General features: G+C 65.3%; 21 protein-coding genes and 3 tRNA genes. 12 read left to right on the top strand and 12 right to left on the bottom strand.

All coding sequences use genetic code 11. From position 1 onward, the window contains the following. Window positions 1-151: 151 nt before the first annotated feature. The 4 genes from E9229_RS07445 to E9229_RS19300 all read left to right on the top strand — a co-directional run bounded on the left by E9229_RS07445 (window position 152) and on the right by E9229_RS19300 (window position 1421). Window positions 152-224, top strand: a tRNA-Thr gene (locus E9229_RS07445). 125 nt (window positions 225-349) lie between these two features. Then, window positions 350-919, top strand: a complete 570-nt coding sequence (locus E9229_RS07440) for a GNAT family N-acetyltransferase (RefSeq protein ID WP_183510618.1) — start codon at window positions 350-352, stop codon at window positions 917-919. Window positions 920-943: 24 nt separating this feature from the next. Then, window positions 944-1189 carry a GNAT family N-acetyltransferase gene (locus E9229_RS19305; RefSeq protein ID WP_312855627.1) on the top strand — a complete coding sequence of 82 codons (246 nt, stop codon included), beginning with the start codon at window positions 944-946 and terminating at the stop codon, window positions 1187-1189. 37 nt (window positions 1190-1226) lie between these two features. Then, window positions 1227-1421 (top strand): GNAT family N-acetyltransferase, encoded by a 195-nt coding sequence (locus E9229_RS19300; RefSeq protein WP_246380413.1) that lies wholly within the window; start codon window positions 1227-1229, stop codon window positions 1419-1421. A gap of 151 nt (window positions 1422-1572) precedes the next feature. Here the strand turns inward: E9229_RS19300 and E9229_RS07430 are convergent, their stop codons facing one another. The 6 genes from E9229_RS07430 to E9229_RS07405 form a co-directional block, all read right to left on the bottom strand. Continuing rightward, complete coding sequence (locus E9229_RS07430) at window positions 1573-2427, bottom strand: aldo/keto reductase (RefSeq protein WP_183510617.1); 855 nt, start codon at window positions 2425-2427, stop codon at window positions 1573-1575. A 237-nt stretch (window positions 2428-2664) separates the two neighbouring features. After that, complete coding sequence (locus tag E9229_RS07425) at window positions 2665-3132, bottom strand: hypothetical protein (RefSeq protein WP_183510616.1); 468 nt, start codon at window positions 3130-3132, stop codon at window positions 2665-2667. A 37-nt stretch (window positions 3133-3169) separates the two neighbouring features. Beyond that, a complete protein-coding gene (locus E9229_RS07420; protein WP_183510615.1) occupies window positions 3170-3760 on the bottom strand; it encodes a proteasome activator in 591 nt (196 codons plus the stop codon). A 115-nt stretch (window positions 3761-3875) separates the two neighbouring features. Then, a complete protein-coding gene (locus E9229_RS07415; protein ID WP_183510614.1) occupies window positions 3876-4100 on the bottom strand; it encodes a YbdD/YjiX family protein in 225 nt (74 codons plus the stop codon). 2 nt (window positions 4101-4102) lie between these two features. Continuing rightward, window positions 4103-6352 carry a carbon starvation CstA family protein gene (locus E9229_RS07410; protein ID WP_183510613.1) on the bottom strand — a complete coding sequence of 750 codons (2250 nt, stop codon included), beginning with the start codon at window positions 6350-6352 and terminating at the stop codon, window positions 4103-4105. 88 nt (window positions 6353-6440) lie between these two features. Continuing rightward, on the bottom strand, window positions 6441-7418 hold the full coding sequence (locus tag E9229_RS07405; protein WP_183511935.1) for an NAD(P)H-quinone oxidoreductase: 978 nt from the start codon (window positions 7416-7418) through the stop codon (window positions 6441-6443). Between the two features lie 150 nt (window positions 7419-7568). Between E9229_RS07405 and E9229_RS07400 the strand changes: the two genes are divergently transcribed. Both E9229_RS07400 and E9229_RS07395 read left to right on the top strand, forming a co-directional pair. Further along, window positions 7569-7659: transfer RNA gene (locus E9229_RS07400), tRNA-Ser, on the top strand. A 237-nt stretch (window positions 7660-7896) separates the two neighbouring features. Continuing rightward, complete coding sequence (locus E9229_RS07395) at window positions 7897-8688, top strand: VOC family protein (RefSeq protein WP_183510612.1); 792 nt, start codon at window positions 7897-7899, stop codon at window positions 8686-8688. Between the two features lie 59 nt (window positions 8689-8747). On the opposite strand, the gene E9229_RS07390 is transcribed toward E9229_RS07395, so the two are convergent. Then, window positions 8748-10784 (bottom strand): FAD/NAD(P)-binding protein, encoded by a 2037-nt coding sequence (locus E9229_RS07390; RefSeq protein ID WP_312855626.1) that lies wholly within the window; start codon window positions 10782-10784, stop codon window positions 8748-8750. 93 nt (window positions 10785-10877) lie between these two features. Between E9229_RS07390 and E9229_RS07385 the strand changes: the two genes are divergently transcribed. Then, window positions 10878-12974, top strand: a complete 2097-nt coding sequence (locus E9229_RS07385) for a prolyl oligopeptidase family serine peptidase (protein WP_183510611.1) — start codon at window positions 10878-10880, stop codon at window positions 12972-12974. Window positions 12975-13045: 71 nt separating this feature from the next. Continuing rightward, a tRNA-Ser gene (locus tag E9229_RS07380) sits at window positions 13046-13134 on the top strand. 143 nt (window positions 13135-13277) lie between these two features. Here the strand turns inward: E9229_RS07380 and E9229_RS07375 are convergent. Beyond that, window positions 13278-14207 (bottom strand): hypothetical protein, encoded by a 930-nt coding sequence (locus E9229_RS07375; RefSeq protein ID WP_183510610.1) that lies wholly within the window; start codon window positions 14205-14207, stop codon window positions 13278-13280. Window positions 14208-14272: 65 nt separating this feature from the next. Continuing rightward, the gene (locus E9229_RS07370; RefSeq protein ID WP_183510609.1) at window positions 14273-16402 is read right to left on the bottom strand and encodes a RecQ family ATP-dependent DNA helicase; all 2130 of its coding nucleotides are present in this window, start codon (window positions 16400-16402) and stop codon (window positions 14273-14275) included. A gap of 99 nt (window positions 16403-16501) precedes the next feature. Here E9229_RS07370 and manB point away from each other — a divergent pair, with 99 nt between their 5' ends. The 4 genes from manB (at window position 16502) to E9229_RS07350 (ending at window position 20344) form a co-directional block, all read left to right on the top strand. Next, complete coding sequence (gene manB / locus E9229_RS07365; RefSeq protein ID WP_183510608.1) at window positions 16502-17983, top strand: phosphohexomutase domain-containing protein; 1482 nt, start codon at window positions 16502-16504, stop codon at window positions 17981-17983. Next, window positions 17980-18480, top strand: a complete 501-nt coding sequence (locus tag E9229_RS07360) for a hypothetical protein (protein ID WP_183510607.1) — start codon at window positions 17980-17982, stop codon at window positions 18478-18480. The genes manB and E9229_RS07360 overlap by 4 nt, the downstream gene beginning before the upstream one ends. 114 nt (window positions 18481-18594) lie before the next feature. Further along, a complete protein-coding gene (locus tag E9229_RS07355; protein WP_183510606.1) occupies window positions 18595-19032 on the top strand; it encodes an RrF2 family transcriptional regulator in 438 nt (145 codons plus the stop codon). A gap of 130 nt (window positions 19033-19162) precedes the next feature. Beyond that, window positions 19163-20344 (top strand): globin domain-containing protein, encoded by a 1182-nt coding sequence (locus E9229_RS07350; protein WP_183510605.1) that lies wholly within the window; start codon window positions 19163-19165, stop codon window positions 20342-20344. Window positions 20345-20426: 82 nt separating this feature from the next. Here E9229_RS07350 and E9229_RS07345 read toward each other — a convergent pair whose 3' ends face one another. The 3 genes from E9229_RS07345 to E9229_RS07335 form a co-directional block, all read right to left on the bottom strand. Further along, window positions 20427-21338 (bottom strand): alpha/beta fold hydrolase, encoded by a 912-nt coding sequence (locus E9229_RS07345; protein WP_183510604.1) that lies wholly within the window; start codon window positions 21336-21338, stop codon window positions 20427-20429. Beyond that, the gene (locus E9229_RS07340) at window positions 21335-21862 is read right to left on the bottom strand and encodes a PadR family transcriptional regulator (RefSeq protein ID WP_183510603.1); all 528 of its coding nucleotides are present in this window, start codon (window positions 21860-21862) and stop codon (window positions 21335-21337) included. The genes E9229_RS07345 and E9229_RS07340 overlap by 4 nt, the downstream gene beginning before the upstream one ends. A gap of 141 nt (window positions 21863-22003) precedes the next feature. After that, window positions 22004-23833, bottom strand: coding sequence for a phosphoenolpyruvate carboxykinase (GTP) (locus E9229_RS07335; protein ID WP_183510602.1), 1830 nt, complete (start codon window positions 23831-23833; stop codon window positions 22004-22006). Window positions 23834-24058: the final 225 nt, after the last annotated feature.

The raw sequence follows: 24058 nt of genomic DNA, 5'->3' as shown, positions 1-24058 counted from the left end.
GGTGACATCAATGGTGACGTGTAATTTGTGACTCCATCCCGCCTCCATCGACCCTGATAACGGGATCGTTCCCCCGGTTCCAAACACCCCGTTTTGACCGGCGCTGATTCGACCCTATAAAGTGGATGATTGTGACCCCAAAGGTCACGGTGCCTCCTTAGCTCAGTTGGTAGAGCGTTTCACTCGTAATGAAAAGGTCGTCAGTTCGATTCTGACAGGAGGCTCTGAACACCAGGATGCCCCGCAACTGAGGTTGTGGGGCATCCTGCGTATCCGGGGTGGCTCGGTTCATCATCCGACAACGATCATTCGGCTGGCAGCCAACACTGCGGTCGATAGGATTTCTAGCATGGAAAAGAAGAATTTGACCACCGCTTCCCTGCGGTTGGTGCCACCGAGCGCGACCGATGCCACGGCAGTGACCGCCGCCTGCCAGGATCCGGAGATCCAGCGCTGGGTCCCGATTCCGGTCCCCTACACCGAAGCAGACGGCATCCTCTACGCCAGCGCCCAATGCGATGATTCCTGGGCCGATGGCACGGCGGCGATCTGGACCATCAGGAGCGGGGACGTGTTCGCGGGGATCGTGGGACTATACCGGATCGGCCACGGTGCAGCCGATCTCGGATTCTGGATGGTGCCGGACTTCCGTGCGAAGGGCCTACTCACCGAGGCCTGCACAGCGGTACTCGACTTTGCGCTTGCGCCGGCGCCCGCGGGAATGGGCCTGCACCGAGTGGGATGGAACGCCTTGGCCGGGAACCGCGGCTCGGCCCGGGTGGCACAGAAGCTCGGTTTTCGTTTCGAGGGCACCGCCCGCCTGGCCGCCGTGGGGCGGGACGGCCTCGAAGACGATTGGGGTGCCGGGCTGCTGGCGCCCGACGACCGCACCGTCCAGCCTTGGTCGATCTTGGCGTAGGCACACCGGACTACCATTCCCCACGTGGAGAAAATAGCCCTGGCCACGGTTTCCCTTGAACTGGTGGCACCCTGCGCCGATGACGCCGAGGCCCTCTTCGCGGCCTGCCAGGAGCCGCGGATCCAGGCCTGGGTTCCGACTCCAAGGCCCTATACACTCACCGATGCCCGGGAATTCGCCACATCGATCAGCGATGCCGGATGGGCAGCGGGAACTGATCCGCTCTGGGCGATCCGCACCGGCGGCCATCTGGCAGGACTGCTCGGATAGCCGACGGCGGCGTCGACATCGGCTATGGGATGGTCGAGTGCTTCCGTGGCCGCGGTTCCTCACCGAAGCCGGCACGGCGGTCCTGGACTTCGCCTTCACTCCCCGGCCGGAAGGCCTGGAGCAGGTCGGATGGAACGCCTACGCCGGCAACCACGGGTCGGCCCGCGTCGCCCAGAAACACGGTTTCCGCTTCGAGGCAGTGGCCTGGCTCGGGGGCGGCCCTGCGCGCTGAACGCCGCGATGACTGGAGCGCCGGCTTGCTGGCCGCTGATGAGCGCAGCATCGCGCCCTGGACCATCCTCGGCTGAACTGCCGGGTAAACCGACGAAGCCCCGGAGATCCTGCCACATGGCAGATCCCCGGGGCTTCGGTCGTTTCAGGTGTTAGGCGAAGTCGCTGACTGCCGGGTCAGCGGAGATACGGCCCGCAGCACCCTTGTCCAGGGTGGCGATGGCGGCAAGATCGTCGGCGTCGAGGGTGAGCTCAAGCGAACCGTAGTTCTCCACGATGCGCTCCGGGGTCACCGACTTCGGGATGACCACGTTGCCCAGGGCCAGGTGCCAGGCGATGACTACCTGCGCCGGGGTGACCCCGTGCTTGGCCGCGATGGTGGCGAGCGTCGGCTCCGAGAGCAGTTCCGAGCCATTTCCCAGCGGTGACCAGGACTGGTGCAGGATGCCCTTGGATGCCTCGTAGGCGCGCAGTTCGGCCTGCGGGAAGTACGGGTGGGTCTCGACCTGGTTGATCACCGGCACGACACCGGTGGCGTCTTCCAGGTCGGCCAGACCCTCGAGGGTGAAGTTGCAGACGCCGATCGACTTCACACGGCCCGACTTCTTCAAGTCGATCAGGGCGCGCCAGGTATCGACGTGTTTTCCCTGCTTGGGCTGCAGCCAGTGGATCAGGTACAGGTCGAGGTAGTCCAGACCCAGACGCTCCATCGAGGCGTCGAATGCGGCCAGGGTTTCCGCGTAGCCCTGGTCTGCGTTCCAGACCTTGGTGGTAATGAACATGTCTTCGCGCGGCACGTCGGTGGCGGCGATCGCCGCGCCCACCCCGGCTTCATTGCCGTAGACCTTGGCCGTGTCGATGTGGCGGTAACCGGCGGCGAAGGCCTGGACGACGACGTCTGTCGCGACATCGTTCTCCACCTTCCACACGCCGTAGCCAAGCTGCGGGATGGTGTTGCCGTCGTTGAAAGTCAGAACTGGAGAGGAAAGGTTGCTCATATCCACCATCCTGCCACCGTGACCGCGAGCGCCGCCGCCACTGCGGGCGTGATCCGCCAAAGGCGAAACCGGCAGTAGTCACCGGCGAGTCCACGGGCATATGCAGGGCATGGATACCTTGACACGCGCAGGGGGCGCGGTGCAGGCCGGGAACATGGCCGTGCGCGAGACCGCAAGCACCGGAACCCGCGGTTCGAAATCCGGTCAGGTCCTCGAGCACGAGGGCTGAGGCTCCGGGCGGACAGGCTAGCTGTTATTGGCGAAGGCCTCGGCCAGCGCCGCTTCGGCCGCAGCCACACCGGAGCCGACGGTATCCGCCCGGCGGGCGACGTTTTCGAGCCCCGCCGACGCGTAACCCCAACGTTCCCCATCGAGCCTGGCCATGGCAGCCGACTGCGCGGTCATGGCCAGATCGTTTGCCGCCTTGGACAGTGCACGGTGCACGGCGTTGTAACGGTGGGGAATATCCGAGTCGTCGCTGGGACTCTGAGCCTGGGCGCTGGTGCAGACGGCGCGTACGCGGTCCTGCAACTCCGCCAGGTGATTAGCCATCATGACCAGCGCGTTATACAGGTCATCGTCTTGGATACCCTCGATGACCTGGTGAAAGCGATCCAGTCCCCGGGAGAACCGGTCGTTGGCCCGGCGCCAGACGCCGATGCCCAGTTCCTTCTCATCGCGCCGTGCCTCGCGAGCGGCCGAAAAAAACCCCATGGAACCGTTTGCCTTGCTTTCTAATACGTCAGGAGCTTTAAAGATACTGGCCGGGACCGCCTTCGACATCATTTTGCCGTGGAACCTTAGACACTTCCATGCGCTCGGGCTCACCCCGTTCGTTAATGACGATGCCAGGGGCCACCTGCGTTCCCGGTGGCAGCTGGCGCAGCTGCATCCGCTGGGCCAACTGCTGGTTGGCCAGTTGCTGCGCCGCCATGGCAGCCTGCAGGCCGTGGAAGACGCCTTCGAGCCACCCGACCAGCTGGGCTTGGGCGATGCGCAACTCGGACTCGGAGGGAATCACTCCCTCCTGGAACGGAAGCCGGATCCGGTGCAGTTCGGCCGCAAGCTCCGGGGACAGCCCGGATTCCAATTCGGCGACGGACCTCTCATGGATATCGGCCAAGTGCGCCCTGGCTTTTTCATCCAGCGGTGCGGCCTTCACCTCCTCGAGCAACTGCTTGACCATGCCACCGAGCCGCATGACCTTTCCCGGCTCGCCGATGACGTTCGACACCTGGAACGGTTCGCCCAGCTGCGGCGCCGGGAACGGATGGGGGCCCGCTCCCGGGGCTGTGCCCTGCTGTACGGATTCGGCATGCTGGTTCGCTGGTTGGTCCGTCATGGCACCATCCTGCCACGTCGGCGGCCCGATGCCACGGGATCCGGGAAGACAACCGGCGGCCACCCCTCCAGCGCCGGGAGGGGTGGCCGCCGTCTTCGTGCCTCAGGTCGGTTTGCTAGCAGCAGCGGCCCTGCGGGTTTTTGTCCTGCCAGTCCATGTGGTCACGCCAGAACGCGCGTTCACCCAGGGGCTCTGCATCCGGATGGGTTCGTTGCTGGTGTTCCAGATAGCGTCGATAGGCGTCCGCCCCCATGACTCCCTCGAAGTAGCCGACGAATCCGCGCCACCCCCCGGAAATCCGGCTCCCGTAACGCTCCCACCCGGATGCAGTCTTACTCATGGCTAGTGTTGGCCGCGAGTGGGCTGCAGACGTTCCGGAAGAGCCTTCCAGGCGGCTTCGAGCTCCTTCTCCGCTGGGGAGGAGATGAGCCCGGAGGGGGCGTAAATCTTTGATGCCACATACGGATCCTCGGTGTCCTTACCCGTGGTTCCATTCGGGAACGCCTTGATGGTGGCGATGATCGCGGCGATGATCACGGTCAGTGAGAGCACCAGGAAGACCACCGAGAGCCAGCCCTGGACCCCCGTGTTGCGCACCACGGCTTCCATTGCCTCGACGGTCTTGGCTGTGCCGAACTTCGTTTCCCCACGTTCCAACGCGGCGCTGAACGCCTTGTTCTGGGCGAAGTAGCCCACGGCCGGAACCGGGGAGAAGATCTTCAGGAACGATGCGGTGACGGTCACGACGGTGGCGAAAGCCAGCGGCAGCACGATGATCCAGAGGTATTTGAAGTTGCCCTGTTTGGCCACGATCGTCATCACGATGGCCAGCGCGATGGCCGCCAGCAGCTGGTTGGAAATGCCGAAAAGCGGGAAGAAGGTGTTGATGCCGCCCAGCGGGTCGGTGACCCCCAGAATGAGAATGTAGCCCCAGCCGGCGACCATGATCGCCGTACACAGCCACGCTCCCGGACGCCACGAAGTGTCCTTGAACTTCGGGATGAAGTTACCGATGGTGTCCTGCAGCATGAAGCGGGCCACCCGGGTGCCCGCATCGACGGCAGTCAGGATGAATAACGCCTCGAACATGATGGCAAAGTGGTACCAGAAACCCATCATCGCCGTTCCACCGAACCACTGGTGCATGATGTGCGAGATGCCCACTGCCAGGGTCGGAGCACCGCCGGTGCGCGAGACAATGCTTTCCTCTCCCACGTTGCGGGCCAATTCGGTGAGCATGTCCGGAGTCAGGTTCACACCGGTCAGGCCCAGCGAGTTCACGAACGCCACCGCGCCTTCCACGGTTCCGCCGGTTGCTCCAGCCCCGGAGTTCATGGCGAAGTAGATGCCGCGGTCGATGGAGATCGCAGCCACGAGGGCCATGATCGCCACGAACGATTCCATCAGCATGCCGCCGTAGCCCAGGAAGCGGGTCTGCCGTTCCTTTTCGACCAGCTTCGGGGTGGTACCCGAGGCAATCAGCGCGTGGAAGCCCGAGAGGGCACCACAAGCAATGGTGACGAAGAGGAACGGGAAGAGCGAACCGGCAACGACCGGTCCGTCGGAACGGCCGGAGAACTCGGAAAACGCCGGAACGGAAATTTCCGGACGGACCACGACGATGGCGGCGGCCAACAGGCCGATCACGCCGATCTTCATGAAGGTGGACAGGTAGTCGCGCGGAGCCAGCAACAGCCAGACCGGCAGGATCGCGGCAATGAAACCGTAGACGATGATGGCCCAGGCGATCGTGGTCTTGTCGAGGTGGAAGAATTCGGAACCCCACGCGGACTCGGCGACCCAGCGACCGGAAATGATCGCGAACATCAGCAGGACGAAGCCGATGACCGAGATTTCCATGATCTTGCCCGGACGGATGTAACGCAGGTAGATGCCCATGAACAGGGCGATCGGAATAGTCAGCCCCACCGAATAGACGCCCCAGGCAGATTCACCCAGCGCATTGACGACCACCAGGGCGAGAATGGCCACAATGATGATCATGATGGCCAAGGTGGCCACCAGCGCGGCGGTGCCGCCGATCAGACCGAGTTCCTCACGGGCCATCTGGCCCAGAGAGCGGCCGCCACGGCGCATCGAGAAGTGGAGCACCAGATAATCTTGGACGGCCCCGGCCAACACCACGCCGATGATGATCCAAATGGTTCCCGGGAGGTAGCCCATCTGTGCGGCCAGGATCGGGCCGACCAGCGGCCCGGCTCCGGCGATGGCAGCGAAGTGATGGCCGAACAGGACCCGGCGGTCCGTGGGCATGAAGTCCTTGCCATTGGAGTTGTACTCCGCCGGGGTGGCCCTGAAGTCGTCGGGCTTGGCAATCTTGCGTTCAATGAACTTCGCATAGAACCTGTACGCGATCAGGTAGGTGCAGACGGCGGCGAAGACGAACCAGATGGCATTGATCGTCTCGCCGCGGGAGATGGCCAGTACGGTCCAGGCGACGCCGCCCAGCAGCCCGATCCCGACCCAGAGTGCGATCTTCGCCGGTGTCCATTTGCTGTCTTCGTCTGCTACGACGGCGGGCTCGATGCCGGCCGGCGGGAGCTCCGTTGGCGGGCTCGTTGGTGCGCTCATGATGATCCTTGCGGGTCTGGAGTGATGGAATGTTTTTACGCGTCGGAATATCCCCCCGGCGCGCATCACTTGCTAGGGTAGTCGCCCCTCAGACGGTAATCAGGATTTTTCCGCGATGAAGCCCCGAATCGAAGTATTCATGCGCCGAACGGTAGTCCTGGAGCGAGAAGCGGCGATCCACATGGTTTAGCACACTCCCGTTTTCCAGGAGCGGCCATACCTCCTCGCGTAGTTCAGCCATGATTCGGCCCTTCTCCGAGACCACGCGTGAGCGCAGCGTGGTGCCGATGATCCGGGCCCGCTTGCCCATCAGCACTCCGAGGTTCAGCTCGGCCGTCGCCCCGCCCTGCAGCCCGATGACCACCAGTCGTCCATCCGGGGCCAGCGCCTTCACGTTTTGCTCCAAATATTTTGCCCCCACCACGTCCAGGATCACGTCGGCCCCTGCCCCTCCAGTGATCCGGTCCAGCTCGGCCACGAAGTCCTGCTCGCGATAGTTGATGCCGGCCCGTGCACCCAGACGTAGGCAATGCGCGATCTTTTCCGCGGACCCGCAGGTGACGATGGCGCTGGCCCCGGCCCCGGCGACCAGCTGGATGGCCATCGAACCGATTCCGCCGGAGCCGCCGTGGATCAAGACGTTATCCCCCGCCTGCACCCCGGCCTCCATGAAAAGGTTGGACCAGACGGTCGCTACGACCTCGGGCAGTCCGGCGGCATCGATCAGCCCGACCCCGGCCGGGATGGGCAGTACCTGGGCTTCGGGTGCCGCCACATATTCGGCATAGCCTCCCCCGGTCAGCAAGGCACAGACCTCGTCTCCGATGGAAAACCCGGTGGCCTCGGATCCTAGTGCGGCAATCGTTCCGGACACCTCGAGCCCGGGAATGTCGCTGGCACCGGGAGGCGGCGGGTAGACCCCACGACGCTGCTGCACGTCGGCCCTGTTCAGCCCAAATGCGGCGACCTTGATCAGCACCTCACCGTTTCCGGCCACGGGTCGCTCCCGTTCGGCGAGCGCCAGCACCTCGGGTCCTCCAGCAGCTGAATATTCGACTACCCGCATGATCGGCACGGCGTCCCCTTACTTCCAGATGGTTGTCCGGCGCTGGGTGGCCGGTTAATCCCGAGAATACCGGTCGCTAGGGGAACCGGAGGCCGCCACGCTGTCATGTTTTCCCAGATGGACGTGTGCTGGCGTATAGTCTTGGGGTCTGGAAGGTTGTCCGAGCGGCCTAAGGAGCTGGTCTTGAAAACCAGTGTGCGGTAACCCCGTACCAAGAGTTCGAATCTCTTACCTTCCGCCAGATGTCAAGGAAGCGGTCCCCGATCCGGGGGCCGCTTCCTTTCATTTGCCGCCCGGTAGGCAACAACGGTGTCCCCCGGCGGTGCCGCGAGCCCCATGAGGTGCCCTTCACTCCGATGTCACCTCCTCGGAAACCGGAGGCAAGTTCACCGGTGGATTTCATAGCCACGCACCCGGCCCATGCCTAAGCTGTCCACGGGAGGACGGATCACCGCCACCCTCACCACGGGAGGACATCATGACAAACCGCGATTCCATTCCGGCCGGCGCACCCTGCTGGACGGATCTGATGTGCAGCGACTTCGAGGCCAGCAAGAAGTTCTACACGGCCTTGTTCGGCTGGGAATATGAACAGACCGATCCCGACCCCGAGCAGTATGGTGGATACACCAATGCCCTCCTGAACGGGCGCCTCGTTGCGGGGCTCTCCCCCTACGACCCGGCGATGGGCGGTATCCCGGATGTCTGGGGCGTCTACCTGAAATCCGACGACATCCAAACGACCACAGAAGCCGTCGAGGCCGCCGGCGGGCAGGTGATTGCCCCGCCGATGCACGTCGAACCCTTCGGCCACATGGCCGTCTACCTCGACGCGGGCCAGGCTGCGGTCGGCGCCTGGCAGCCGGAATCGCATCATGGGTTCGGTGTAGAGGTCGAACCCGGCGCCCCCGCCTGGCACGAGGTCTACGCCAAGGACTATGCGGGCACCATCGCCTTCTATGAGAAGGCCTTCGGTTGGAAGACCTCGGTGATGGCCGACAGCGACGATTTCCACTATACGACGCTGGGCGAGGGAGATGACGCACTGGCCGGCATCATGGACGGCAGCGGTTTCCTTCCGGCCGAGGTCCCCGCCCACTGGATGAACTACTGGCTGGTCGAAGACGTCGAAGAGGCCTGCAAGGTAGCCGTAGCACACGGCGGCACCGTCATCGACGAGCCAGCCGATTCACCGTTCGGGCGCCTGGCCACAATCGCCGATTGCTGCGGTGCCCGGTTCAGGGTCACCGCACAGGTCACCGAGTCGTAGACCCGGCTAGTAGCGAGGCGGGTCGTCAGGGGCAACCCGGCAACCCGCCGCGCCTGCATTCAGCGCAGGCCGGCCAGGCGCAGCAGTTCGCCGGCAATGGCCTGGGCATCGCCAATGGTGCGGGCCCCGTCGCCGAGGTCCGCACCGGCCTCTGCGGCGATCGCCGTCCCCCACTGGGCCGAGGACAGCTGCAGCCCAATCACGAAGACGGCCCGGTGCGGCATCGCCGCTGCATCGACCATCCGGTAGGCGGGACCCACCACATCCAACCCGGAGCCCGGGACCTGCTCGCCATCGGCTGTGGTCATCGGGTAGGGCCGCGCCAACCCGTCGGCCAGTAGCTGGGTCAACAGTTCCGATGCACTCTGCATGACCCTGTTGGCCGGCATCATCGCCTCCACCAGGTAGCGTGCGCCGACGGCATCGGCATCCACCCACGGCGAGGAGCCGGTGAAGACACCGGATTCGATGTCGAGGGAAAAGACCGGGTCCGGTCCGATAAACCGCACCATGCCGGCCCTGGACAGTGCCGCGAGTTCCTCGATGCGCTGCACCGGGGGGCCGCTGGCCAGGCCCTCGACCAGCGGTTCGAACCAGCCCTGGATTTCCTCCATGCGGCTCGAATCAACCACCAGCGCCTCGGCGACCAGCCGCTTGACCACCATCCGGCCGGCATTCATGGCGGCGATGGCCATCTTCAGCGGGTCGTCCTCGCCACGCGCCGACCCCAGGGCATCCGCCTCCAGGTACTCCAGGACGGCCTGCTGGTAGTCGGCATCGCAGGCGAAGCCCTGCCCGGCGAAGGGGTGGGCCATGGCCGGCACATTGAGCCACCCGGCCTCCGGCGCGCGCTCCAGCACCAGGTCCCGGGCCTGTGAAAGCCAGACCTGGTCCCCGTTGCGGTGCGGGGCATCCAGGACGGCCTCGAAGTCGCGCAGGAAGGCTGCGGGGTCGCCCCCGATACGCCCCGGGGTGGTCCGAACCATCGTCCGGTAGTAGGTGGCGAGCACATCGCGGTGCAATAGCGGCCAGATGTGCGCTTCGAAGGAGACCCGGCCCGCTGGTTCACCGGGCGCGCCATCGGCTGCCAACTGGTGGATCGCCTCGAAGCTGAGGTAGTCCAGCGTGATCGAGTCCGGAATGAACGCATCGACCTGGGCCTTGGCCCGGTACGGGGTGCCGCGGCGCGATGCCGCGTACAGCACCGGTTCCAGCCCGCTGCGCTGGTAATCGAGGGTCCGGCCGGCTCCGGCGTTGGCCGGTTTGAACTCGCCGCCGCGGCCCACGCTCAGGCTGATCATCACGTCGAAGAAGTTCAGTCCCAGCCCGCGGACCAGCACCGCTTCGCCCTCGGGCAGGGCATCCCAGTCCACATCGGCGGGGACATTCGGTGGCTGGTAGTGCAGTTGGTGTTCGGCAGCGTGTTCGCCGGCGGCCGCCTGCTTCGGGTTCGGGTGCGCCGGCACATGCCCCAGGCCCAGGACCACGGCATCGGCATGCAGCTCCCCGGGGTCTCCCGGCGTCGCCGGTCCCCCGGCAGGGCCGGCAGTAAACGGAAGCAGGTCCAGCAGGTAGTCGGAGCCATTGCGGTGCAGGCCGGTGACCTCTGCGCGTTCGTGCCTGATCGAGGCGACGCCCGGGTGGGCGGCAAGCCGTCCGACGACCCGGGAGTAGACGTGCAGCAGGTAGCGGCCGTAGAGGGCCCGCGGCGGGTAGGACCCCGGGCCCATGGCTGCCAATTCGGCAGCCTCCACCGCGTTGAGAGCGGCGCCGTCACCCCCGGATACGCGCCACTGCTCGAAGCTGAGCCCGGCGGAATCGGCGCGGGTCCGTTCGGGTGCGACGGTGGGGAACAGCGCGGGGGTGTTCATCAGGTAGAGCCTGGACTGGTGTGGGGACCACACATGTCCGGGCCCCGGGTCATACGGGTCGATGACCACGATGTTCAGTGCACGGCCCCGGCTGGCTCGCCCAGCATCGGCACCGTCGTTTTCCAACGCCGACAGCAGACGTTCCAGCACCGAGGTTCCCCGTGGTCCGGCCCCCACGATGGCTATGGTGTATCCGGCTGACTGGTCCCGCTCTCCCCTATTCACGGATTCACCTTATCGCCTGCCCGGGCATGCGCCGACAGCCGCCCAGCCGGGGCCTTGCGCCCGCGTTCCCCCGCTCCTCCATAGAATGTGCCCATGACGAGTAGCCAAAACACAGCCCCTGAACCGCACGATGACCTGCTGTGGCTGGAGGACATCCATTCCGAGCGCGCCATGGAATGGGTCAGGGCCCGCAATACCGAGACCGAGGCCGCGCTGTTCGACGACGCCTACTACGCCATGGAGTCCTCGCTGCTCGAAGTGCTCGATGCCCAGGACCGCATTCCGATGGCCACCAAGCGCGGAGAGCACTATTACAACTTCTGGCGCGACGCGGTCAATCCCAAGGGCCTCTGGCGGCGGACCAGTTGGGCCCAGTATGCATCGGAGGACCCGCAGTGGCAGGTGCTGCTGGACCTCGACGCACTGGCCGCGGCCGAGGGCATCGAGTGGGTCTTCGCCGGCGCCCAGCTGCTGCGCCCCGAACCGGACGCGCCATATCGACGGGCACTGCTCCGGCTTTCACCCGATGGCGGCGATGCGGTGCGGGTACGCGAATTCGATCTGGATTCCCTGGACTGGGTTGACGGCGGGTTCGACCTTCCCGTGGCCAAGACCAATGTTTCCTGGCATGGTCCGGATGCCCTGTATGTGGCCAGCGACTTCGGCGAGGGCACGCTGACGCGCTCCTCCTACGCACGCACGGTGCGCGAGCTGCCCCGCGGCGGCACCCTGGAGCGGGCACCGGAGCTGTTTGCCGTCGACGTCGAGCACATCCTGGCCAGCGTGGTCCACGATCCGACGCCCGGCTTCGAACGCAGCATCGGGCGCGACATCATCGACTTCTACAATTCGCGCACCTTCATCCGGGTGGCAGGGGCGTGGGAGGCCATCGATGTCCCCACCGATGTGGGCGTCCACCTGCACCGCCAGTGGGTGCTGTTCAGCCCGCAGACGCCGTGGGAGGAATCCGGTGCCGTCCATGCCCCCGGCTCGCTGCTAGCGGCCGAGCTGGATGCCTTCCGCGCCGGCGACAGGAAACTGGTCACCGTTTTCGCGCCCACCGCACATACCTCGCTGGAATCGTTTGATTTCACCGGCAGCCACCTGCTGCTGAACGTGCTGCGCGATGTCGTTTCCGTGGCGCTGGCCGCCGACCCGGCAAACGGCTTCGCCACCACCGAATTGGAGCTGGGTGCGGGGCTGCAGAGCTTCCAGCTCACCGCCGTCGATGACCTGGACCCGACCTGCGCGCAGGACTACTGGCTCACACTCACCGGGTTCCTGACCCCGACCACGCTGGCCCGCGGCACCCTCGGCGGCCCCGCACCGGTCACGGTGAAGTCGGCAGCGCACCGTTTTGCCGACGAAAACTACATCGTCGAACAGTTCTTCGCGATAAGCGACGACGGGACCCGGGTGCCGTACTTCCAGGTCTCCCCCGCCGGCATGGAACACGACGGGCGCAATCCGGTGCTGATGAACGGCTACGGAGGCTTCCAGCAGTCCCTGACCCCGTCGTATTCGGGCACTGTGGGCCGTGGCTGGCTCGAGCGCCGCACACCCGATGGCCGTGGGGGCGTCTACGTGCTGGCAAACATTCGCGGCGGCGGGGAGTACGGCCCGGACTGGCACCGGGCGGCATTGCGTGAAAACCGGCACCGCGCCTACGAGGACTTCGCTGCCATCGCCCGGGATCTGGTCCGGCGCCACGTGACAATCCCGGCGCGGCTGGCTGCCACCGGGCGCAGCAATGGCGGGCTGCTGATGGGCAACATGATCACCGGCTACCCCGGGCTGTTCGGCGCGGTGTCCTGCGGGGTGCCGCTGCTGGACATGCGCCGCTACACCCGGCTCTCTGCCGGCCACTCCTGGATCGCCGAGTACGGCGATCCGGACGTAGCCGAAGACTGGGAATTCATCAGGACCTTCTCCCCGTACCACCGGCTCGACGAGCCGTTGCCCGAGGGTGCGGCCTACCCGCCGGCCCTCTTCTGGAGCGCGACGAGCGATGACCGGGTCGGACCGGTGCAGGCGCGCAAGATGGCGGCGAAGATGCTCGCGAAGCAGGTGCCCGACATCTGGTACCACGAGGCGCTGGACGGAGGCCACGCCGGGGCCTCCGACAACGGCCAAAGTGCCCGGATGCTCGCCACGAGCTATGAATTCCTGTGGCGGAAAATCACCGAATAAAACCTCAACCGTGTCCCGTTTTGAATGGAACGCCATCGTTGGGTAGTCTAGGGGAGCTGGTTACAGCAATTGGACACGTGCCAGAGCGGCCGAATGGGCTTCACTGCTAATGAAGTGTCGGGGTTAAACTCGACCGGGAGTTCAAATCTCCCCGTGTCCGCTGAAAATGCTCCGGGTTACCGGGGCATTTTTTGTGCCCTTTTCCGGGCCCCACGCACCGAGCCGAAAACAACGATGCCCCACCGAACATCCTGATTTCCAGGGCCCGGCGGGGCATCGGCGTTCGGCCGGATGGCCGCCTGATCAGTCCGTGCCGTCGTCGAACGCCGTGAGCAGCGTGCGGATCATGTCCTCCGGAAGACCCGTGTGCCGGGCGACGATGGCCGTGGCCTCATCGACCCGCCCCATGCGCAGGTGCTCGAGGAAGCGGCCGCGTTCGGGCTCGGGCAGGTCGCCCACGCTGAAGCGCACGGCACCGTCGGGTCCGTCGCCGTCGAAGCTGAAGTCCGAAATGTTGGCGCCCGGGTTCGCCACGTTCCCGTTCAGCGGGGAGACCTCGAGCATCTTACGGATCTCGGCGGCGTCCAGGCCGGAGTACTTGGCAATCAGCGCACCGGCCCCGTCCAGGTCGCCATCGCGCACCAGCGACAGGAACTGGTCGTGTTCTGCCGGGGGAAGGTCCTCGCTGCCGAACTCGCGCGCTTCGCCATCGAGCAGGTACGAGACCTTGAACGAGGTCGAGGTCCGTTCGGCATCGCTGCCGAAGGATTCGGTCCAGTCGTTGGGGATGACAAAGGCCTCTGACGACTCCGGTGATTCGAGGTCCGATGACTCACGTTCGGCGGCGGGCGCCTCGACCGGCGCAACCCCTGCGGCATCGTGCGCGCGCTCGCGGGCCAGTGCCTCGGAGATCGGGTCTGATTCGGGCTCCAGGTCGGAAGTGAAGGCCTGCGGGTAGTGTTCCATGCTGCGTACGGCGATGATGCAGCTCTTGATCCCGTCGCCGGTGGCGGCGCGGTAGGCCTGGACCCCGGCCATGAAGTTGCCTTGGGCCAGGGCCCGGTAGACCTCGCGGTGTTCGTCCCCGGAGAGCCTCGAGCTGGCCGCACGGGCGGCATCTGCCGAAATAGCCGCCGCCACGTCGGCCGAGTTCCGGGCACGCAGTCGTTTCATGCCGACAACGACAAGCCCGATGATCAGCAACGGCAGCAGTATCCAGAGCGCAAGTTCCATACCGACGATCCTACGGCCAGCGGGCCCCGGCGCCGATATCCTCGCCGCCGGGAAACGCCTCGGGCTCAGCCGGCGATGGCCAGCACGAACGGCAGCACGCCGGGCGCGCCCGCTTCGCGCAGCACACGGGCCGCCTCGGTGGCGGTCCAGCGGCTATCCACCCGGTCATCGATCAGCAGCACCGGTCCCGGTGCCCCGGCCAGCTGCTGGGCCATCTCCGCCGGGACCTGGAGCTGGCCCCAGACGGCGGCCAAGCGGAAGGCGCTGTTTCCGCCCGATTCACCGCGCGGTCCTCCGTTCCCATAGGCCAGCTCGCCCAAGTAGGGCAGACGGCCGATCTCGGCAATGCCCCGGGCAAAGGAGGAGACCAGCGCCGGGCGGGAGCGCGAGGGCATCGAGACGACTGCCACCGGGCGTTCGGACCAGCCCCAGTTGGCCAGCACCTGCACGCAGGCCTGCAGCATTCCCTGTTCGATCGGCGCATCGGGCTCGCCGCCGTTTTCCGAGAGCAGCGTGCGTAGCCGTCCGCCCCAGCCCAGGTCGGTGAGTCTTGCCAGCGCCCGTCCTGTGGTGGCCTGCTGTTCGGGTTTCAGCTTTCCCTTCAGCGGGACCCCGAGCCGGTCCATGCCGCCGGGCCACATCAGCCGCGGTTCGAGTTCCACGCCGACCCGGCCCAGCGCCGCTTGGGCGCTGCTCGCCGCGCCGTCGTCGATGGAGGCAGCGAACCAGGGACCGGCGCAGTTGTCACATCGGCCGCAGGGTGCGGCGTCCGGGTCATCCAGTGCCCGGGACAGGAACTCCATCCGGCAGCCGGCTGTGGTTTCATACTCGATCATGGAGTCCTGCTCGGCGACGCGCGCCGCCGCGACGCGGGCGTAACGCCGGGCATCGTAGGACCAGGGCTCGTTGGTGCGGATCCAGCCGCCCTGCACGCGTTCGACCGCCCCGTCCACGGCGAGCACCTTGAGCAACAGTTCCAGCGGGGAGCGGCGCACATTGACCCGGGCCTCGAGCGCCGGGACCGAGACGGCCGTCCCGGCAGCCTCCAGCTCGCCGAGTACCGCTAGGGCCCGTTCGGCATCGGGCATCGAACTGGTGGCGAAATAGCGCCAGATTTCCCGGTCCTCGGTTCCGGGAAGCAGCAGCACGTCCGCGTTGTCGGTGCCACGACCGGCGCGGCCGACCTGCTGGTAGTAGGCCACGGGCGAGCTGGGAGCTCCGACGTGGACGACGAAGCCGAGGTCCGGCTTGTCGAAGCCCATGCCCAGCGCGCTGGTGGCGATCAGCGCCTTGACCTCGTTTCCCTTCAACGCCTGCTCGGCCCGTGCGCGTTCCTCGGTGTCGGTACGGCCGGTGTAGGCCAGCACGTTGTGTCCGGCCTCGCGCAGCAACCGGGCGATATCCTCAGCGGCCGAGACGGTGAGCGTGTAAATGATGCCACTGCCGGGCAGATCGCCCAGGTGGGTGAGCAGCCAGCCGAGCTGCGCGCGCGGGCCCGGGAGTCGCAGCACGCCCAGGCGCAGCGACTTGCGGGCCAGCGGACCCCGCAGCGTGAAGACCTCGGCGCCGCCGGCTGCCAGCTGCTCCTGCACGTCCGCCACGACGCGTGCATTGGCCGTTGCCGTGGTGGCCAACACGGGGACCGCGTCGGGAAGGGCCATGATCAGGTCCTTGATCCGGCGGTAGTCGGGGCGGAAGTCGTGCCCCCAGTCGGAGATGCAGTGGGCCTCGTCGATCACCAGCAGACCCATCCGCTTGATCAGTTCGGGCAGCTGCTGCTCACGGAAGGCAGGGTTGTTCAGGCGTTCGGGGGAAACCAGCAACACGTCGACCTCATCGGCCTCCAGCTTGGCGATGACCTCGCCCCATTGCACGGCGTTGGCCGAGTTGATCGCCTCGGCGCGCACCCCGGCCCGTTCGGCCGCCGCCACCTGATCGCGCATCAGCGCCAGCAGCGGGCTGACGATCAGCGTGGGGCCGGCACCGCGCGAACGCAGCAGCAGGCTGGCCACGAAGTAGACGGCGGACTTGCCCCAACCGGTGCGCTGGACCACCAGGGCCCGTCGCCCGCCCTCGACCAGGGCCTCGATCGCCTCGTACTGTCCGTCGTGGAACTCCGCGTCATCGCGCCCCACCAGCCGGCGTAGAACCGTTGTTGCCTGGGCGCGCAGGCCGCCGCCGTTCATCTCATCCATGGGACCAGTATTTCAGGGATCACCGCCAATGCCGGAGGTGAACGTCCTCACCTCCGGCGCTACCCCCGGATCGGGCCCGGAGCGGCTAAGCTCGGAGGCGTGACTGAAGAGATTGATCTTTCCGCGTCCTTTAAGGCCTACGACGTCCGCGGCATCGTCGGCGAAACCATCACCGCCGAGGCGGTCGAGGCGATCGGGGCGGCATTTGCCGATGTCCTGAAGCTGTCCGGCCAAACGGTGCTGGTCGGCGGCGACATGCGCCCCTCCTCTCCGGAGTTCGCCGCGGCGTTTGCCCGGGGTGCCGCCTACCGTGGCGCCAACCCGGTGATGCTGGGGCTGATTTCCACCGACGAGCTCTACTACGCGTGCGGCTCGATGGAGGCCGCCGGAGTGGTGTTCACCGCCAGCCACAACCCGGCCGCCTACAACGGCATCAAGATGGCCCAGGCCGGGGCCGTGCCCGTGTCCTCGGATACCGGGTTGTACGAGATCCGTGACCTGGCCCAGATTTACCTCGACGAGGGCCTGCCGGTCTCCGGCGATGGCCCGCAGGGGGAAACCACGGCGCTGGACGTGCTCGAGGGCTATGCCCGCTACCTGCGCTCGCTGGTTGACCTGAGCGGCATCCGCCCGCTGAAGGTCGTCGTCGACGCGGGCAATGGCATGGCCGGCCTCACTACCCCCGCCGTGCTCGGGGATCAACTGCTCCAGGGCCTGCCGCTGGACATCGTCGAGGTGTACTTCGAACTGGACGGCACCTTCCCGAACCACCCGGCCAACCCGCTGGAGCCGGAAAACCTGCGCGACCTGCAGGAAGCCGTCATCGAACACGGCGCCGACATCGGGCTGGCCTTCGACGGCGACGCCGACCGCTGCTTCGTCATCGACGAGCTCGGCAACCCGGTCTCGCCCTCGGCCATCACCGCCCTGGTGGCCCGGCGAGAAATTGCCCGCGCCAAGGCGCTGGGCGAACAAACCCCGGTGATCATCCACAACCTGATCACTTCCCGCGCAGTTCCCGAACTGGTCGAGCACGACGGGGGCCGCGCAGTGGTCACCCGCGTCGGACACTCCTTCATCAAGGCCGTCATGGCCAAAGAGGGAGCCGTCTTCGGCGGCGAGCACTCGGCGCACTACTACTTCCGCGACTTCTACAACGCGGATACCGGCATGCTGGCCGCGATGCACGTCCTGGCCGCACTGGGCGAACAGGACACGGCGCTGAGCGCGCTGGCCGAGGAGTACGAGCCCTATGTCTCCTCCGGTGAAATCAATTCGACCGTCGAGGACAAGACCGGGGCCGTTGCAGCGGTGCTGGAGGAATTCGCCAACGGCCACGGGGACAACGCCGAGGGCACCGGAGTCGTCTGCGACGCGTGCCACCGGGATCTCGCCGGACGTGGCACCGTGGTGTCCACCATGGACGGAACCACCGTCTGCGCGGCGGACGGCTCGTTCTGGTTCAACCTGCGTCCGTCAAACACCGAACCATTCCTCCGTTTCAACGGGGAAGCCATCGACAGCAAGACCATGGAGCTCGTCCGTGACGGGGTCCTGGAGATCGTCAGGAGAAACGCATGAGCACCGAATCCACCACTCCGCAGGAAAACCGCGTCGCCGAGCTGGACGACCAGAGCCAGACCGACCTGAACCGCGTCCTGGGCACCGCCCTGGGCGTCGCCCGCGAACAGCTCGAGGGCCAGGGCGTGTTCCTGCCCTTCGCCATCGGTCTGGAGCCGGCCAGCGGGGAATCCATCGACGGCGAGCTGCGCCTGCTGGCCATCCAGCCGACCGAGGACGAGGAGGATCCGGAGGCGGACATCGACACCGAGGTCATGATGACCGAGCTGGTCGAACTGCTCACCGGACAGCGCGACCAGCTCGTCGCAATAGCATTCGTCTCCGATGTGACCCTCCTGGAGGAGGACAGCGACGCCATCCACGCCATGGCTGAGCACAGCCTCGGCAGTGCCGTCGCCGTGGTCCAGACCTACGCGGCGCCCGTTGACGAAGACGGGGAATGGAGCTTCGGGGACCCCGAGGCCGAGGCCGGCGACCTGCAGGTCTGGGCCTCCTGACCCGCTCCACACCAGACACCTAAGGGTGCGGTTCCACCTTCTGGCGGGACCGTACCCTTGTTGTTTGCACTACGAACCCGGGAAGCTCCCGGAATCACCTGCGAGAATGTAGCCGTGAAACTCAATGCCTTTGCCGACGTGTGTCTTCGCACGCTCATGCTGCTGGGCTCCCGGGTCGAAACGCAGCTGACCACCCGGGAGATTGCCGAGCAAATCGATATCCCCTACAACCACGTCAGCAAGGCTGTGCTCGACCTACGCAATGCAGGGGCACTGGAGGTGACCCGCGGCCGCTTGGGCGGCTCGCGCATCACCGAGGCCGGTCTTGATTTGAGCGTCGGAGCCCTATTGCGTCGACTCGATGGGCACCAAGACCTCGTCGATTGCGTCACAGCCGACGGGCGATCCTGCCCCTTGCTTGCAGGCTGCCGGCTGCGCTCGGCGCTTTCCCGCGCTCGCCAGGCATTTTATGCTGAACTCGACCCCCTCACAGTGCGTGAGCTGACCAGCAATCCCGCTCTTGTTCGCCTGCCCTTCCCCCTCTTCAGCTAACGACAAGGCAGCCTCCCGAGGCGTCGCAGGACCTGCCAAATTGCAAAACGGGTTCTACATACTGTAGAAAAGAGATATCAAATCTTGCATCTCAAATACAAGATACGCTGAACGCCAAGGAGTACCAACGATGCTGTCGAACAAATCTCGCCCCGTCATCGAGGCAACGCTTCCATTGATCGGTTCGCGTATCGGAGAGATCACCCCGATCTTCTACAACCGGTTATTCACCGCACACCCGGAACTCCTTGACGGACTGTTCAGCCGCTCCAACCAGAAGAACGGCACGCAGCAGCAGGCGTTGGCCGGCTCCATCGCCGCCTTCGCCACCCACCTGGTCAACAACCCGGGCACGCTTCCCGAAGCGGTACTCGCCCGCATCGCCCACAAGCACACCTCGTTGGGCATCGTCGAAGAGCAGTACCCGATCGTCTACGAACACCTCTTTGCCGCCATCGTCGAAGACCTGGGCGATGCAGTCACCGCCGAGGTGGCCGAGGCCTGGACCGAGGTCTACTGGTTGATGGCCGACGCGCTGGTCAAGCTCGAAAAGGGACTCTACGCCCAGCAGGCCAACGACAAGATCTGGACCCCCTGGACCCTGACTTCCAAGGAAGAAGCGGGCACGGATTCAGTGACATTCCGCTTCGCCCCGGCAGACGAGACCCCGGCAACAGTCGCCGCCCCAGGACAGTTCGTCTCGGTGCGAGTCAAGCTCACCGACGGTGTTCGCCAGTGCCGCCAGTACACTTTGAGCGACAACGTTACCTCCACCACCGAGCGTGTGATCACGACCAAGATCGACAGCGGCGGCGAGGTCTCCCCTTTCATGCACCAGAGCCTGCAGGTCGGCGATGTCATCGAACTTTCCAACCCCTACGGCGACCTGGTCATCGATACCGTCGGCGCACCGATCGTGATTGCCACCGCCGGCATCGGTTGCACCCCCAGCGCCTCCGCACTGGCAAATCTGGTCGCAGCCGGCTCCGAGCGGGAGGTACTGGTCCTCCATGCCGAGCAGCAGGAAGCCAACTGGGCGCTGAAGTACCAGATGCTCGAATCGGTCGCCGCACTACCCAACGCCGAGATCAGGCTCTGGCTCGAGGACCTCGAAAACAAGGACGCGGGAACCGAAGCCACTGCCGGCTTCATGAACCTCGCGGGCCTTGAACTGCCGGTCGACGCCAAGCTCTACCTCTGCGGGCCGCTTCCGTTCATGCGAGCCATACGCTCACAGGCCATCGATGCCGGCATCCCGGCAACCTCGATTCACTACGAAGTGTTCGGCCCCGACCTGTGGCTTGCCGCCTAACCGGGGCAGGCCAGAAAAGTAGGCGATGACCGCACCTGGGGGGGTGCGGTCATCGCCTACTTAACGCGCGCTTCGCGCTGTTCTACTTGGCCGGCAGAGGCCGCAGCCGCTGGTGAATGTCGCCCTTCTCAACCCAGGCGCGCACCGTGGCGTTAAAGAGGATCGGATCCTCGATGTTCCACTGGTGGTGCCTGCCCGGGACCACCCGGAACTCGGACTGGGGCAAGGCGCCGCCGATCAACGGGAAGGAACGGGCCACCACGGAGGGCTCCTTCGCGCCAGCCAGCACCAGCGCCGGGCCGGCGTAGTCACCGAGGCTCTCGGGCACGCCTCCGGCATGGACCTCGCTCATGATGTCTCGTGCGTTCTCCGGACGGATACGCGCCCCGTGGTCGGCAAACAGTTGACGGCCATCGTGGGCCATGCCGTAGGAGCCTGCCTGGAAACGCCAGAACCATTCCCTGCCCCAGAGGTTGACCTGCATCCGCCCCAGGGCCCGCGTGGTGCTGTCAACGCCCATGGCCGCAACCCCGGAGAGCACGACCGAGGAGACCAGTTCCGGATGCCTGGCCAGGACGCGCAATGCGACCAACCCACCGAGGGAAATGCCGACCAAGTGCACGCCACCGGATTCGACCTCGTCGGCGATGAAGGCAGCGACATCGTCGGCGGCGCTGTCGAGGCCGGCCCAGTTTTCATCGGACCGGGCACCAAAGCCGGGCAGGTGCGGGGTGAGCACCTCGTAGTCGGCAAAGGCCTTCACCTGCGGATCCCAGCTCCAGTTCGCCAGGTTTCCTCCATGGAGGAAGACCAGTGTCCGCGCGGCCTTGCCGTCGCGGCGCGCCCTGGTGGGCGCATGCAGTTCCGGATAAGCGTCCGGACCACGCTCCGAAAGACGCGGCCGACGCGGCTCCCTGACTGGTCGCGGCGGCTTCTTGACAGCGTCCAGGGGCGCCGTCCGATCGACGGTCACCTCGTTGGACTTCTTGTTCATGGCAGGTCCTTTTCAACGGCATCCAACCATTCCAACTCCGCGTACGCGTGTTTGATTCCATGGTCGAGGGTTGCCGCCATCAGGAAGTTCCTGCGATCGGCGATGGCCTGGCCGTCGATTTCCTCGCGTTGGGAAAGATAATCGGCCAGCAACACCGTGCTGGCGACCCGACGGCGACCGACCAGATCCATGACCTCATCGCGCTCCATTTCGCCGGCGAAGAATATCCGGGCAATGAAAGGCTCCCGGATGGAGGGGGCGGAAACCGGCCCCCGCAACCAGTCGTTCAGGGCAGCCCGGCCCGCATCGGTCAGATGGTGTTCCTGCCGGTCAGGGTAGTTGTCCTGTCTGATGGTTTCCACAGTGGCGTAGCCATCGGCGACCAATTGCGCGAGGGTCCGGTAGATCTGTGCCTTGTCGGCATTCCAGAAATGATTAATGCTGGAGTCGAAATGCTTCTTCATTTCATATCCGGTCATGGGTGAAAGGCTCAGAAGCCCGAGGATCAGCCGCGCAAGAATCATGAATCCATGATGACACGTCGCCTAGGTGTTCCCTCATTTAGGACAGCGATTGTGGCGGCCTAGGCCGGTAGACGCCAGAGGCGAGCCCGCCCCGGCTTCAACCGGGTCGAACTCGCCTCTGGCGTGTGGTTTTGAACGACGCTAGGCGCCCAAGCGCTCCTTCAGTCCATTGAACTCATTGCGCAGCGACTGCGGGAGCGAATCGCCGAACTTGGCGTACCACTCCTCGATACTGGCGAGCTCAGTGGCCCATTCGCCTGCGTCGACCTTGACGGCAACTTCGACGTCGGCCGGGGTCATATCCAAGCCGGTCAGGTCGATGGAATCGCCGGTCGGGACGAAACCGATAGCCGTTTCACGGGCTTCCGCCTTGCCTTCGATGCGGTCGATGGCCCATTTCAGTACGCGCGAGTTGTCGCCGAATCCGGGCCAGGCAAAGCCGCCCTCGGGGGTACGTCGGAACCAATTCACCAGGAAGATCTTGGGCAGACGCGCCGGGTTGGCCTTAGCTTCGATGGAGTCCCAGTGGTTCAGGTAATCGCCCGCGTCATAACCGATGAACGGCAGCATGGCCATCGGGTCGCGGCGGACAACGCCCACCGCGCCGGCAGCTGCGGCCGTGGTCTCCGAGGACAAGGTCGAACCCATGAAGATGCCGTTGGTCCAGCTGCGAGCCTCGGTCACCAGGGGAATGGTGGTCTTGCGGCGGCCACCGAAGAGGATGGCGTGGATTTCGACGCCCTCCGGGCTGTAGTACTCCGGGGACAGCATGTCGATCTGGTCGATCGGGGTGCAGAAGCGCGAGTTCGGGTGCGCTGCCGGACGGCCGGACTCGGGGGTCCAGTCGTTGCCCAACCAGTCGGTCAGGTGCGCGGGGACCTCATCTGTCATGCCTTCCCACCACACACCGCCATCGTCGGTGAGCGCGACGTTGGTGAAGATGGAGTTGCCCTTGGCGATGGCACGCATGGCATTCGGGTTCGTGCTCCAGCCGGTGCCCGGTGCGACGCCGAACAGGCCGTACTCCGGGTTGACGCCGCGAAGCTCGCCTTCCTTGCCGATGCGCATCCAGTTGATGTCATCGCCCAGGGTCTCGGCCTTCCATCCCTCAATGGTCGGATCGAGCAGGGCCAGGTTGGTCTTGCCGCAAGCGGATGGGAAGGCCGCCGCGACGTTGTACGACTTGCCTTCCGGGTTGGTCAGCTTCAGGATGAGCATGTGCTCGGCGAGCCATCCCTCATCGCGGGCCATCACGGAGGCGATGCGCAAGGCATAGCACTTCTTGCCCAGCAGGGCGTTTCCGCCGTAGCCGGAACCGAAGGACCAGATCGAACGCTCTTCGGGGAAGTGCACGATCCACTTGTCCTCGTTGCACGGCCAGGCAACATCGGCCTCACCCTCTGCTATCGGCACGCCAACGGAGTGCACTGCCGGGACGAAGAAGGCCTCGGTGGCTTCCATCTTACGCAGGACGTCATCGCCAATACGGGCCATGATGCGCATGGAGGTCACTACGTAGGCCGAGTCGGTCACCTCGACACCGAACTGCGGGTGCTCGGCATCCAGGGGGCCCATGACGAACGGGATCACGTACATGGTGCGCCCGCGCATGGTTCCGGCGAAGAGGCCGTTAAGCTTGGCCTTCATTTCGGCCGGGTCCATCCAGTTATTGGTGAAGCCGGCATCGCGCTTATTTTCCGAGCAGATGAAGGTGCGCTCTTCGACGCGCGCAACGTCCTTCGGGTCGGAGAAGGCGGCGAAGGAGTTCGGGAACTTTTCCTGGTTCAGTGGCTTCAGAGTGCCTGCTGCAACGAGCTCGGCCGCGAGGCGGTCATTTTCCTCCTGCGAACCATCAACCCAATAGACCTGGTCCGGCTGCGTCAGTTCGGCAACTTCACGAACCCAAGCAACAAGCTTGGCATGCGTTGTCGGTGCGGCTTCGATGACCTGCTGGTCCGAGCTCTCGCTCATATCCATTCCCTCCATTGGGCTGATTTGCGTACTTTCGATGCTAGGGGGGTATTCAATTTTCCGGTTGTGACACAGATCCCCTACTATCGACCGGAGACGGAAAACTGCGCGGAAAATGCCGGATTCCCGCGGTTTCAGCTTGATCAAACGTGACGAAGGTCACGTATACCGGTATACATTCATATTCGTTCATTAGTATTTCCCGCAGGGTTCGCCCAATTCGAT

The sequence above is a fragment of the Paeniglutamicibacter cryotolerans genome, from assembly GCF_014190875.1.
In the GTDB taxonomy this organism is placed as follows: Bacteria; Actinomycetota; Actinomycetes; order Actinomycetales; family Micrococcaceae; genus Paeniglutamicibacter; species Paeniglutamicibacter cryotolerans.
Note: the sequence above shows the minus strand (reverse complement) of the source record. Positions and strands in the feature narration are given on the sequence as shown.